The organism is Pseudomonas sp. GNP012 (genome assembly GCF_054343835.1).
The window spans coordinates 1,984,498-1,996,659 of the sequence record NZ_JBTGUU010000001.1 but is presented as its reverse complement, the minus strand read 5'-3'; the positions used below and the strand labels follow the sequence as shown (position 1 = coordinate 1,996,659).

General features: G+C 59.9%; 11 protein-coding genes. 7 read left to right on the top strand and 4 right to left on the bottom strand.

Translation table 11 applies throughout. The features are described from left to right. Window position 1 precedes the first annotated feature (1 nt). From gacA to ACXX83_RS08925, 3 genes are all read right to left on the bottom strand, one after another. Window positions 2-643, bottom strand: coding sequence for a response regulator transcription factor GacA (gene gacA, locus ACXX83_RS08935; RefSeq protein WP_008015884.1), 642 nt, complete (start codon window positions 641-643; stop codon window positions 2-4). Window positions 644-779: 136 nt separating this feature from the next. After that, window positions 780-1,214: a GNAT family N-acetyltransferase gene (locus ACXX83_RS08930; protein ID WP_217838399.1), complete on the bottom strand. Its 435-nt coding sequence runs from the start codon at window positions 1,212-1,214 to the stop codon at window positions 780-782. Then, complete coding sequence (locus tag ACXX83_RS08925) at window positions 1,214-1,972, bottom strand: carbon-nitrogen hydrolase family protein (protein WP_458548155.1); 759 nt, start codon at window positions 1,970-1,972, stop codon at window positions 1,214-1,216. Before ACXX83_RS08925 ends, ACXX83_RS08930 begins: the two co-directional genes overlap by 1 nt. A 627-nt stretch (window positions 1,973-2,599) precedes the next feature. On the opposite strand from ACXX83_RS08925, the gene ACXX83_RS08920 reads away from it, so the two are divergent. Further along, window positions 2,600-3,679: a 3-deoxy-7-phosphoheptulonate synthase gene (locus ACXX83_RS08920; protein WP_458548154.1), complete on the top strand. Its 1,080-nt coding sequence runs from the start codon at window positions 2,600-2,602 to the stop codon at window positions 3,677-3,679. Between the two features lie 57 nt (window positions 3,680-3,736). On the opposite strand, the gene ACXX83_RS08915 is transcribed toward ACXX83_RS08920, so the two are convergent. Next, window positions 3,737-4,801 carry a hypothetical protein gene (locus ACXX83_RS08915; protein WP_458548153.1) on the bottom strand — a complete coding sequence of 355 codons (1,065 nt, stop codon included), beginning with the start codon at window positions 4,799-4,801 and terminating at the stop codon, window positions 3,737-3,739. Between the two features lie 338 nt (window positions 4,802-5,139). On the opposite strand from ACXX83_RS08915, the gene ACXX83_RS08910 reads away from it, so the two are divergent. The 6 genes from ACXX83_RS08910 (at window position 5,140) to ACXX83_RS08885 (ending at window position 12,088) form a co-directional block, all read left to right on the top strand. Continuing rightward, window positions 5,140-6,021, top strand: coding sequence for an esterase/lipase family protein (locus ACXX83_RS08910; RefSeq protein ID WP_458548152.1), 882 nt, complete (start codon window positions 5,140-5,142; stop codon window positions 6,019-6,021). Between the two features lie 107 nt (window positions 6,022-6,128). Beyond that, window positions 6,129-6,410: a peptidylprolyl isomerase gene (locus ACXX83_RS08905; RefSeq protein WP_104447325.1), complete on the top strand. Its 282-nt coding sequence runs from the start codon at window positions 6,129-6,131 to the stop codon at window positions 6,408-6,410. A gap of 135 nt (window positions 6,411-6,545) precedes the next feature. Continuing rightward, window positions 6,546-8,414: an extracellular solute-binding protein gene (locus ACXX83_RS08900; RefSeq protein ID WP_458548151.1), complete on the top strand. Its 1,869-nt coding sequence runs from the start codon at window positions 6,546-6,548 to the stop codon at window positions 8,412-8,414. Continuing rightward, a complete protein-coding gene (locus ACXX83_RS08895; protein ID WP_217838221.1) occupies window positions 8,414-9,475 on the top strand; it encodes a microcin C ABC transporter permease YejB in 1,062 nt (353 codons plus the stop codon). Before ACXX83_RS08900 ends, ACXX83_RS08895 begins: the two co-directional genes overlap by 1 nt. After that, a complete protein-coding gene (locus ACXX83_RS08890; protein WP_007974697.1) occupies window positions 9,475-10,497 on the top strand; it encodes an ABC transporter permease in 1,023 nt (340 codons plus the stop codon). The genes ACXX83_RS08895 and ACXX83_RS08890 overlap by 1 nt, the downstream gene beginning before the upstream one ends. A 13-nt stretch (window positions 10,498-10,510) precedes the next feature. After that, on the top strand, window positions 10,511-12,088 hold the full coding sequence (locus ACXX83_RS08885; protein ID WP_217838220.1) for an ABC transporter ATP-binding protein: 1,578 nt from the start codon (window positions 10,511-10,513) through the stop codon (window positions 12,086-12,088). Window positions 12,089-12,162 lie beyond the last annotated feature (74 nt).

Sequence of the window (12,162 nt, the reverse complement as noted above, 5' to 3'; positions counted from 1 at the left end):
TTCAGAGGCTGGCGTCGACCATGCCATGACGCACCGCCAACAGCGTCAACTCGACATCACTGCTGATCGAAAGCTTTTCGAAGATGCGGTAACGGTAGGTGTTCACGGTTTTCGGGGACAGGCACAATTTGTCGGAAATGATCTGTACTTTCTGGCAGCCGACTATCATCAGCGCGATCTGGATTTCCCGCTCGGACAGGGCATCGAAAGGCGAGTCGTTGGTGGGCTGGAAGGACTTGATCGCCAGTTGCTGGGCAATTTGCGGACTGATGTAGCGTTGCCCGGCGAACACCAGGCGGATGGCCTGGACCATTTCCGGCAAACCTGCCCCCTTGGTCAGGTACCCTGCCGCACCGGCTTGCAACAGCCGCGTAGGAAACGGGTCCTCTTCACACACGGTCACCGCGACGACCTTGATATCCGGATGACTGCGCAATAATTTGCGAGTGGCCTCAAGACCGCCGATACCCGGCATCTTGACGTCCATCAACACCACATCGGGTTTCAGCTCACGCGCCTTGAGCAGGGATTCTTCACCCGACTCGGCCTGGCCGACTACTTGCAGGCCATCGATGTCAGCCAGCATTCGTGTAATACCTGTACGAACGAGATCATGGTCATCGACTACTAGCACCCTAATCAAGCAGACACCTCGCGATATGGTCTTATTGGGTTGCCAGACACCTTAGCAAAAAGCATCTGGCAGACCTAGCGGAAAGCATCAGATTAAAAGTTTCAATTCATCTTGAAAGGCCAGTCGCAAACGCGTTGCGCCAATGTCATGGATTGATATCAAGCTGCATTCTCAGGAAACATTCATCCTTACCCACCACCGTGAATCCCTTGCGCTCGTACAACGCCCGCGCCGGGTTATTTTCAAAAACCGTCAAGCGTAGCGCCGGTCGCCGCTCCTGGTACGCGACTGACAGTACCTGATCGATTGCCCAGGAACCAATGCCCTGCCCGCGAAACGCTTCGACGACCTGCAGTTCGCGGATGTACAACGCTCTGGCATCACGGCTCAAGCTCACATAACCCGGCAACTGATCGCCGCTTGTCAGCATGCGGTTGTCCCGCCCTGACCAGGCCACGTCAAAAGCTTCGTCCAGCCATATCAGGTCGTGCCGAATGTAGTAGCGCAGCATGTTTTTACAGGTCAGGTGGCGGGCGAAGGCCAGGTCCTCTGGCGTGGCCGCACGCCATGCGCAATCCATCACACCGGCTCCACGGCGACGACTTCCCCGCTCCAGCCCTCGCTGTTGCGCCGGGCTACAACCAACTGGCTGCCGGTACCGGTGGCGGCCGCAATCAACAAACCGTCCGACGCCCAGATCGCGCTGCGTCCTGCCGATCCCCAGCCACCTGTCGCACCACCATGATTGGCCATCAACACCACCATGGCGTGCTGCGCGGCATAGCCTTGCAGCAACGCGGTATCCGCGACGTAGCCGTTTTCCGTGATCAGCACGCCTGCGGCGTAGACATCTGCACCCTGGCACGCTGCAGCAGCGGCATGGCTGGAGTGGGAAAAGTCGGCGCAGACCGCCAGAGCAATAGTGTCTGTCCCGATGGTAAGGGGCTCCCCCCCGGCGCCCGGTGCAAACGCCACTTCTTCCCCGGGATGCAGATACTGCTTGCTGTAGACCCCAAGCGAACCATCGGCCCCCAGCACCAGCGCACCGATCAGGACCGACGGGTTATCCGGCAGTCGAATCGGCATACCGACAACAGCCGTCACACCGACTGCCCGGGCGACGTCTCGCAGCGGTTGCAGAAGGGCGTCATCCGACACAATGGCCAGCTCGGCCGCGAGCCCGCGCTCGTAGCCGGTCAGCGACAATTCAGGGAACACCAGCAACTGCACGCCCTGCTCCGCGGCTGCCGCGATGAAGCGTTGGTGCCTGGCGATATTGCCAGCAATGTCTCCGGCGATAGAGATCGATTGGGCTGCAGCGATGGTCAGCGGTAACATGAAGCGTCCTTGTGTCGATGTGCTTTTGAACAGACGCAGAGTTTGTCACAACCCTCAGGCCACTCAAGCGATAGAAAACCCTGTCGCCGGCCAATAGCATTTTCTGATTGAATCTGCGCACCGGCCTCTAGTAAGCTCGACCCATCCATCGGAGACAGACCATGTTCAGCACCCTCTCACAGCTTCGTACCGCCAGCGCCCTGCGCTCGGTTGCGGCTGCCCGGGTGAACGACGGCTGTGCTCCGGTCAGCTTTTATTTTGGGTATTGGTTTAGCCACTGGCGCGCCTGATACCCACACGGCGCCCATTTTAAACGGGTCGCCACCAGAGAATTCTCAACCCCCGGTCGGCCTCCCGACCGGGGGTTTTGTTTTTTCAGCCCCAAAGTTTTTAGCGACACACCAGACATTTAGAGGATTCAGACCATGAACTACGCCACTTATTACCGTTACGACAGTTTTACCGCCTGGCGATTTACCACCCACCGCTCGGGACAGCCTGCCGCCTCCGATCGGTCACCCACAGGTGGCAAGCGCACACACACAGCCAGTCTGGCCAATTGTCGAACACCCCAGTAGGGCCGAGCGCGCGGGCACGAACCCGCCACCAGCCCAGGAAGCCTTGAATATGAACTCGTCCGTCTCCGCACTGCCACTGTCCACCTTGAGCCCTGCCAATGAAGCGCTGACCCTGCGTCTGCCCAGCTCATTGCAACTCAAACAGCAATTGCCCCTCGGCAACATCCTGACCCAGCAAGTCGCCACCCACCGCCAGGCGGTTCGCGCGATTCTCAACGGTGAAGACTCCCGTATGCTGGTCATCGTAGGCCCATGCTCGATCCATGATCCAGAATCAGCCCTCGAATACGCCAGCAACCTTGCCCGCCTCGCCACAGAAGTCAGCGACGAAATGCTCCTGGTGATGCGCGCCTACGTCGAAAAACCCCGTACCACGGTTGGCTGGAAAGGCCTGGCCTACGATCCGCACCTGGATGGCAGCGATGACATGGCCGCAGGCCTGACGCTTTCCCGCGAGCTGATGCGTAAAATGATCCGCCTGGGTTTGCCCGTCGCCACTGAACTGCTGCAGCCGATGGCCGCCGGCTACTTCGACGACCTGTTGAGCTGGGTGGCGATTGGCGCCCGGACCACGGAGTCGCAGATCCATCGGGAAATGGCCAGCGGCCTGGGCATGCCTGTCGGGTTCAAGAACGGGACTGACGGCGGTGTCGCTGTCGCCAGCGATGCCATGCGTTCCGCTGCCCATCCGCATCGCCATTTCGGTGTCGACAGCCAGGGCCATCCGGCGATCATTCAAACCCCGGGCAATGCGTATACTCACCTGGTATTGCGCGGCGGCCATCGCGGGCCGAACTACGACAGCGCCAGTATCGCCCGGGTGAACAGTGACTTGGCCCGGCTCAGGATCCCGGCCCGGATCATGGTCGATTGCAGTCACGCCAACAGTGGCAAAGACCCATCGCGCCAGCCGGCCGTGTTCAACGATGTGCTTGAACAGCGTCTGCAAGGTGATCGTTCGCTGATCGGCATGATGATCGAGAGCCATTTGTTCGAGGGCTGTCAGCCGTTGAGTTCGTCAATGCAATACGGTGTGTCAGTGACCGATGGCTGCCTTGGTTGGGCCGGGACTGAACAGCTGTTGCTTGAAGCGGCAGATCGGCTGCGAGTGCAAGACAACGCCCAATAACCGGCATCATCTGTCCGCCCTCCGGCCTTCATCTGAAGACTGGAGGGCAAATGGCGATCAATGCCCCATCAGGGATTGCACCTTAACCAGTGTCACCCCGGACTGTTGAGAGCTGTCATCAAGGCGCTCGACCGAACAGGAAACACGGATCGCAGAATCTCGATGCTCCCTCCAGAACCGGTAGGGAACGATGAATATCAACGGCTCGCCCACAGTGTTTCTGGTGATTTCGCGCTCGTCACAGTGATTGAATTTCTCCCCGTCGCACCTCAGGCAAACCAGCTCCCCTTTTTCAGCCCTGGGGTTTTCGATGACGACGGTCACCCCATCCTGCACGTCATGCAGATCCACCCAGCCTTCGTCGGCTTCCAGCACAATAGGTGCTGGCAGTGGCCCCCGCTCCATCTTGCCAATCATCAGTGTCGTTACTTCAGCGTATCGAGGGCCATATCCTGCCTGCTTGACGCAATAATCGACGGAAACGGATGATCCCAGATTGGGCGCAATGCACTCCGGGCTGACCCAGAACGACAACTCATTGCCCACAGCAAAGGACTCGACCTTGAGTGCATCACTGAAGCTTGCTTCGAGCGAAACACCCGTCCAGGTCAGCAACACCCAGTCGCCCGCCGTCATGCGCGCATAGGGTTTTATTGTAACGATCGCCCCTTCCCTGACCCGATCCGGATCAAGCGTTCTGCCCACCACGTCGTCCACCGTCGCGGGTAACAGGTCTGATTGCACATCACCCACACACAGCTGTAAACGATGGGAATGCACGATCCCGGAAAAACGACTGCTCAAGAGCGAGTAGCTGATTTCGAGTGAACCACCGTCGAGCGCCTCGATATAAGCGCTACCCACAGCAAAGATCATGTCCTCGCCGACCCTGTCGTCACTGACGAAACGCGTCACCTGATGATTGCAGGCGAGGCCATCGGCATCCAGCCCCGCCCAATTCAATAGCAATTTGTCGCCGCAGGTCATGCCTGGGTAAGGTCGGACCCTGATCACGGCTTTTCGGTCAGAGGGGTTCAGAACGCCGTTTTCCGCCTGCTCCAGTAAGGGCGGTGGCAATGGTCGCTGTACGAGATTCAGGGTGTCGGGTTCATAAACAGTCATTCATTCGCTCCAGTCCTTGGAATAAACACCGAACGGGTGGCCGGCTTGGGGTGACGTGTATTTAACCTCACGACTACCCGCCGTGATGTCGGCCTCTCACTCAGCCTCGCTCGGAAAGTCGATACATACGAAGTAGGTCTTTGATCAAGAGCAACCTGATTTCCGTGAAAAATCATCAAACGATTCCGACTAAAACCTCAGCAAATCTTGAGCATTCACACTTGCACTATTCCGCTTTCCGGAGGTTTCGGCGGACTTTTCATACATCGCGCCAACCTCGAGTGTTTTAGAGTGAAACGCCATGCAGTCCCGACGAACTTCTGTGCAAAGGTGTGAATATGCAAAGGAATGCAAGCACTCGTTATCCAATACTGCTGATCCACGGCCTTTTCGGCTTCGAAAGAATCGGCAAGTTCGAGCTGTTTCACGACATCAGGCAGGCGCTGAGGAACGCCGGAGCAAGGGTGTTCGTTCCCCACTTGTCAGCCATCCATGACAACGAAGTACGCGGTAAACAATTGCTCATGCAGATCGAGCGGGTACTGGAAGGAACCGGTGCCTGCAAAGTCAACCTCATAGGCCATAGCCAGGGTGCACTGGCCGCACGTTATGCTGCAGCGGTTGCACCAAACAGTGTGGCATCGGTGACTTCCGTCAGCGGGCCGAACCATGGCTCGGAGCTCGCCGATTTCCTGCGCAAGGCATTGACACCGGGCCGTCTGCCGGAGCATGTGGCCGAGACGGTGGTGAACCTCTTCGCCGACTTCCTCGCGACCCTGAGCGACAACCGGTACCAGCCGCGGAACGCCATTGCCGCCCTCAATGCACTGACCACCGAGGGCGTAGGCGCCTTCAATGACAAATACCCGCAAGGGCTGCCCGCCACCTGGGGTGGCAAGGGTAACGAACGGGTCAACGGTGTTCGTTACTACTCGTGGAGCGGCATAGTGCCTTCGAATGTGCTCAAGGAGGGGCTCAATGCGCTCGATCCGCTCAACGGTTTCTGTCGGCTCCTTTCCGGGTATTTCGTCACGGAAGCCGGGCAGAACGACGGTTTGGTCGGTCGCTTCAGTTCTCACCTGGGCACGGTTATCCGCTCCGACTATGCGCTGGATCACCTGGACACCCTTGGGCAGCCGGCAGGCCAGTTGCGCACAGGCGTCGACCCGGTCGAACTGTATGTCCAGCATGCCGAGCGCTTGAGAGCCGCCGGCCTTTAAGCGGCTACCTGCCGCGAATCCCGCATGGAACGGAACTTTGAGGAGAAATAGCTCACTGAATCCGGTAGGCTGCGCATTTTACCGAATATTGAAAGGAGTATTTTCCCATGGCCAAAGCCACTGCCCGTCACATCCTTGTTGCCTCGGAAGCCAAGTGCAACGAACTCAAGACCCAAATCGAGGCTGGTGCCGATTTCGCCGAAGTTGCCAAGGCAAACTCCACCTGCCCTTCCAGCCGCCAGGGCGGTGATCTGGGTTCGTTCGGTCCAGGCCAGATGGTCAAGGAATTCGACACCGTGGTTTTCAGCGCGCCGCTCAACGTGGTCCAGGGCCCGGTCAAGACCCAGTTCGGTTACCACCTGCTGGAAGTGACCAGCCGTCAGGACTGATCGACGCTTGAGCTATTCACACAACGGCCCGCCTTTTGGTGGGCCGTTGTGTTTCGCACGCGTAATTCGGCTGGCGAGGGACGCGCCGCTAGCGTACAAATTGTCGTTAACGACCACCCGGCTCTAAGGCTGACAATGCGACTGGCTTTCCCTACCTTGTTGTTCACGGCCGTGGCCCTGATGTCGGGTGCCGCGGGTGTGAATGCGGCACCGCAACCGGCAATGACCGTGTACGGCGAACCGGCAAAATATCCTGCCGGCTTCAGTCATTTCGCCTACACCAATCCGCTGGCCCCCAAAGGCGGCACGATGCGGCGATCGGCGATCGAAATCGGGCAGTTCGACCATGTCTTGCCTTACATCGACAAAGGCATCGGCGTCACACAGATCGACGGCTTGCTCTATTCGCCGCTGGCCCAGCGCTCGCTGGACGAGCCGTACACCGTGTACGGCCTGGTGGCAGAGAAGATGGAGCGTTCCGAGGACGGCCTGTCACTGCGTTTTTACCTCAACCCCAAGGCGCGTTTTGCCGATGGCAAAGCCATTACCGCCGAAGACGTGCGTTATACCTTCGACCTGCTGATGACCCAGGGCAGCCTGCGTTACCGCACCCAGTTCGCCGACGTCAAAGGCGTGGAAGTGGAATCTCCTCTGACTATCCGCTTTGATTTCAAGAACAACGAAAATCGCACTCTGCCGCTGGATATCGCAACCCTGCCGGTGTTTCCCGAACACTGGTGGAAGACTCGCGATTTTGCCGGTGGCGGCGGCTATGAAGCGCCGTTGGGCAGCGGCCCCTATAAAGTGGGCAAGATCGATTCCGGGCGCAGCATCACCTTCGAACGCAATCCCGACTGGTGGGGCAAGGACCTGCCGGTCAGCCGTGGCCTGTACAACTTCGATCATTTCAGCATCGAGTACTTCGGCGATACCGACGTGGCGCGCCAGGTCCTGCGCGGTGGCGCCTATGACTACAACCGGGAATTTTCCGCCACCGGCTATTCCATCGGCTATGACAGCCCGGCCCTGAGCGATGGTCGCCTGCAAAAGGCCCACCTCGCCACCGAGGCGCCGCAGCCGGCTCAGGGTTTTGTGTTCAATCTGCAAAAGCCCATGTTCCAGGACCGACGCGTGCGCCAGGCGCTGGTGATGCTGTGGGACTTCGAGTGGAGCAACCGGCAGATGATGCGCGACATGTACATCCGCCAGCAGAGCTTTTTCTCCAACACCGATCTCGCCGCCCGGCAACTGCCGGATGCCGGGGAGCTGGCGATTCTCGAACCGCTGCGCGGGCAGATTCCCGACGAAGTCTTCACCCAGGTGTTCGAGGCGCCGAAGACCGATGGCAGCGGCGTGATTCGCGACAAGCAGTTACAGGCCCTGGACTTGCTCGAGCAGGCCGGCTGGAAACCCTATGGCGACCAACTGGTCAATGCCGACGGCGAGCCGCTGAGCTTCACGTTCCTGGTCAGCCAGAACGGCATGGACCGTCTGCTGTTGCCCTATAAACGCACGCTGAAACAGATCGGCATCGACCTCAATATCCGCCGCATCGACTCGTCCCAGTACGTCAACCGCCTGATGAGTCGCGACTACGACATGATCGTCACCGGCTACCCCGTCACCACTTCTCCGGGAGGCGAACTGCTCAATTACTTCGGTTCCGAGGCGGCCACCGACCCGGGCTCCAACAACTACATGGTGTTGAAGAACCCGGCAGTGGACACCCTGATCACCGGGCTGATCCGGGCCAATACCCAGGCTGACATGCTGCATTACGCCCATGCCCTGGACCGGGTGCTGCAATGGAATTACTACTGGATCCCCAACTATTACCCGCCGGGCACCTCGACGGTGTGGTGGAACCGCTTCGGCATCCCGAACGTGCAAGCGAGCAATGACGAAGCCATCGAGAGCTGGTGGGAGATGAGCACCACGCCATTGACCAACCAACAGATGACGGCCGAGCGTATCCGCCGTGGCAAACCCGGAGGGCCGCACTGATGTGGGCTTACATACTGCGGCGCCTGCTGCTGATCATTCCGACGCTGGTGATCATTCTTCTGGTCAACTTTGTCATCGTCCAGGCGGCACCGGGCGGGCCGGTCGAACAGGCCATCGCACACTTGCAGGGCATCGGCGGTGCGGCGGTCGGCGGCGGCTCCGGCGAGCCCATGAACGGCAAGTCCCGGGCCAGTCGCGGGCTCGATCCGCAGCTGATCAAGGACATTGAAAAACAGTACGGCTTCGATAAACCGGCACACGAACGCCTCTGGCTGATGCTCACCAGCTACGCGCGCCTGGACTTCGGCAAGAGTTTCTTCCGCGGCGCCACCGTCACCGACCTGATCCTCGAGAAAATGCCCGTGACCATTTCCCTCGGACTCTGGGCGACGCTGATCACTTACCTGGTGTCGATTCCCCTGGGCATCCGCAAGGCCGTGCACCATGGCAGCCATTTCGATATCTGGAGCAGTACCGCGATCATCATCGGCTATGCCATGCCGGCGTTCCTGTTTGCGATGTTCCTGATCGTGATGTTTGCCGGCGGCACTTCGCTGAACTGGTTCCCCGTTCGCGGGCTGGTCTCGGACAACTTCGAATCGCTGTCGACCATTGGCAAAGTGGCCGATTACTTCTGGCATCTGGTGTTGCCGGTGACCGCGCTGGTGATCGGCGGCTTCGCCACGCTGACCATCCTGACCAAGAACTCGTTCCTCAATGAAATCACCCGCCAGTACGTGGTCACTGCCCGGGCCAAGGGCTTGAGTGAACGACGAGTGCTCTATGGGCACGTGTTCCGCAACGCCATGCTGCTGGTGGTGTCGGGCATTCCCCAGGCGTTCATCAGTGTATTTTTTGCCGGTTCCCTGCTGATCGAAGTGATCTTCTCCCTCGACGGTCTGGGCCGCATGAGTTACGAAGCAGCGGTATCCCGGGACTATCCGGTGGTGTTCGGCTCGTTGTTCATCTTCACCCTGTTCGGCCTTTTGATAAAACTGGTCGGCGACCTCTGCTACACCCTGGTCGACCCGCGTATCGACTTTGCCGCGAGGAACGCCTGATGCTCAAGCTTTCACCGCTGGCGCGCCGGCGATTCGAGCGTTTCAAGAAAAACCGTCGGGGCTGGTGGTCGCTCTGGCTGTTTGTCGGCCTGTTCCTGATGACCCTGGGCGGCGAACTGATCGCCAACGACAAACCGCTGATGGTCAGCTATCAAGGCCAGTGGTACTTCCCGGTGTTCAAGCGCCACACCGAACAGGAGTTCGGCGGGCAACTGCCGTTCCAGGCCGACTACCGCAGCGACTACGTGCAGAAGCTGATCAAGAAGGATGGTGGCTGGTTGCTGTTTCCACCGATTCCATTCAGTGACGACACGCCCAACTATGACCTGAACAAACCCGCTCCAAGTCCGCCCACCAGCGTCAACTGGCTGGGCACCGACGACCAGGCGCGGGACGTTCTGGCCCGGGTGATCTTCGGTGCCCGGGTGTCGATCCTGTTTGCCTTGATGTTGACGTTTGTCAGCGCGCTGATCGGCATTGCGGCCGGTGCCCTGCAAGGCTATTACGGGGGCTGGGTGGATTTGCTCGGCCAGCGCCTGCTGGAAGTCTGGTCCGGGTTGCCGGTGCTGTACCTGCTGATCATTCTGTCGGGTTTCGTCGAGCCGAATTTCTGGTGGCTGCTGGGAATCATGGCACTGTTTTCATGGCTGGCCCTGGTGGACGTGGTGCGCGCCGAGTTCCTGCGCGGGCGCAACCTGGAATACGTCAAGGCCGCGCGCGCGCTGGGCCTGACCGACCGCAAAGTCATAGTCCGGCACATTCTGCCCAACGCCATGAACGCGACCTTGAGCTACCTGCCGTTCATTCTCACCGGGGCGATTTCCACCCTGACGGCGCTGGACTTCCTCGGCTTCGGCATGCCGGCGGGCAGTGCTTCCCTGGGCGAACTGATCGGCCAGGGCAAGCAGAACCTGCAGGCGCCGTGGCTGGGCCTGACGGCGTTCTTCACCCTGGCGCTGATTCTTTCTTTACTGGTGTTTATCGGCGAGGCGTTGCGAGACGCCTTCGATCCGAGATCTTGAGCGGACGGCTGCAATGACCAACCTGATCGAAATCCGTGACCTCAGCGTGGCCTTCAGTGGCCAGACCGTGGTGCGCAATCTGTGCCTGGACATCCGCCCCGGCGAATGCCTGGCGCTGGTGGGCGAATCGGGATCGGGCAAGTCGGTGACGGCCCACTCTATCCTGCAACTGCTGCCGCAAACCGATACCCGGACAACGGGCAGCATCCGCTATCGCGGGCAGGAACTGGTGGGTGCCGATGCCGGCAAGTTGCGACAACTGCGCGGCAATCGCATTGCGATGATCTTCCAGGAGCCGATGACGTCCCTGAACCCGCTGCACAGCATCGAAAAACAGATCGGCGAAACCTTGCTGGTGCACAAAGGCCTGGCAGGCAAAGCGGCGCAAGCGCGGATCCTTGAACTGCTGCACCTGGTGGGCATCCAGAAACCCGAGGAGCGCCTCAAGGCCTATCCGCATCAACTATCCGGCGGCCAGCGCCAGCGGGTGATGATTGCCATGGCCTTGGCGTGCGAACCGGAACTGCTGATTGCCGACGAACCGACCACCGCGCTGGATGTGACGGTGCAGCGCAAGATCCTGCTGCTGCTCAAGTCCCTGCAACAGCGGCTGGGCATGTCGTTGCTGCTGATCAGCCACGACCTGAATCTGGTGCGCAGCATCGCCCAGCGCGTGTGCGTGATGAAGGCCGGGGAAATCGTCGAGCAAGCGCCGTGCGAAACCCTGTTCACCGAACCGAAGCACCCTTACAGCTGCGTATTGCTGCACGCCGAACCCGAGGGCGAAGCCTTGCCCCGGGACGAGCGCGAAAACGTACTGGAGGTGAACGATCTGCAGGTGCGGTTTCCCGTCAGTGGCGGCCTGTTCCAACGCAAGACCTGGCTGCGTGCCGTCGATGGCATCAGCCTGAACATACAGCGCGGCAAGACCCTGGGCATTGTCGGTGAATCCGGTTCCGGCAAGTCCACGCTCGGTCAGGCGATCCTGCGCTTGCTCGATTCCGAAGGCGGCATCCGCTTTCAGGGCCAGGCGCTGGACGGCCTGACGCAAAAACAGCTAAGGCCGTGGCGCAAGAAAATGCAGGTGGTGTTCCAGGACCCCTTCGGCAGCCTCAGCCCGCGAATGTCGGTGGCGCAGATCATCAGCGAAGGCCTGGAAGTACACAGCCAGTTGAGCCCCCAAGAGTGCAACGCCGAAGTGATCCGCGCACTGAGCGAAGTCGGCCTCGACCCGCAAAGCCGCCATCGCTATCCCCACGAATTCTCCGGTGGCCAGCGCCAGCGCATCGCCATCGCCCGGGCGCTGGTGCTCAAGCCGGCGCTGATCCTGCTCGACGAACCGACCTCGGCGCTGGACCGCACGGTGCAGAAACAGGTGGTCGCCCTGCTCCGTCAACTCCAGGAAAAGCACGGCCTGACCTACCTGTTCATCAGCCACGACCTGGCGGTGGTGCGCGCCCTGGCCCACGACATGATCGTGATCAAGGACGGCAAGGTGGTGGAGCGTGGCGCCAGCCATGAGGTGTTCGATTCGCCACAGCACCCGTATACCAAGGAGCTGTTGGCGGCGGCGTTGCTCGGGCAGGCATAATCTTGCCGTTGGACCGCGGCGCGGCCTTCGCGAGCAAGCCCGCTCCCACAGTTGATCTGTGTCGTTCACAAATC

What these genes read in the sequence shown, in the direction of transcription:
- ACXX83_RS08915 (WP_458548153.1), bottom strand. Translation starts at nt 4,801, where the DNA reads ATGACTGTTTATGAACCCGACACCCTGAATCTCGTACAGCGACCATTG.
- ACXX83_RS08925 (WP_458548155.1), bottom strand. Translation starts at nt 1,972, where the DNA reads ATGTTACCGCTGACCATCGCTGCAGCCCAATCGATCTCTATCGCCGGA.
- ACXX83_RS08930 (WP_217838399.1), bottom strand. Translation starts at nt 1,214, where the DNA reads ATGGATTGCGCATGGCGTGCGGCCACGCCAGAGGACCTGGCCTTCGCC.
- ACXX83_RS08920 (WP_458548154.1), top strand. Translation starts at nt 2,600, where the DNA reads ATGAACTCGTCCGTCTCCGCACTGCCACTGTCCACCTTGAGCCCTGCC.
- ACXX83_RS08890 (WP_007974697.1), top strand. Translation starts at nt 9,475, where the DNA reads ATGCTCAAGCTTTCACCGCTGGCGCGCCGGCGATTCGAGCGTTTCAAG.
- ACXX83_RS08905 (WP_104447325.1), top strand. Translation starts at nt 6,129, where the DNA reads ATGGCCAAAGCCACTGCCCGTCACATCCTTGTTGCCTCGGAAGCCAAG.
- ACXX83_RS08885 (WP_217838220.1), top strand. Translation starts at nt 10,511, where the DNA reads ATGACCAACCTGATCGAAATCCGTGACCTCAGCGTGGCCTTCAGTGGC.
- ACXX83_RS08910 (WP_458548152.1), top strand. Translation starts at nt 5,140, where the DNA reads ATGCAAAGGAATGCAAGCACTCGTTATCCAATACTGCTGATCCACGGC.
- ACXX83_RS08895 (WP_217838221.1), top strand. Translation starts at nt 8,414, where the DNA reads ATGTGGGCTTACATACTGCGGCGCCTGCTGCTGATCATTCCGACGCTG.
- ACXX83_RS08900 (WP_458548151.1), top strand. Translation starts at nt 6,546, where the DNA reads ATGCGACTGGCTTTCCCTACCTTGTTGTTCACGGCCGTGGCCCTGATG.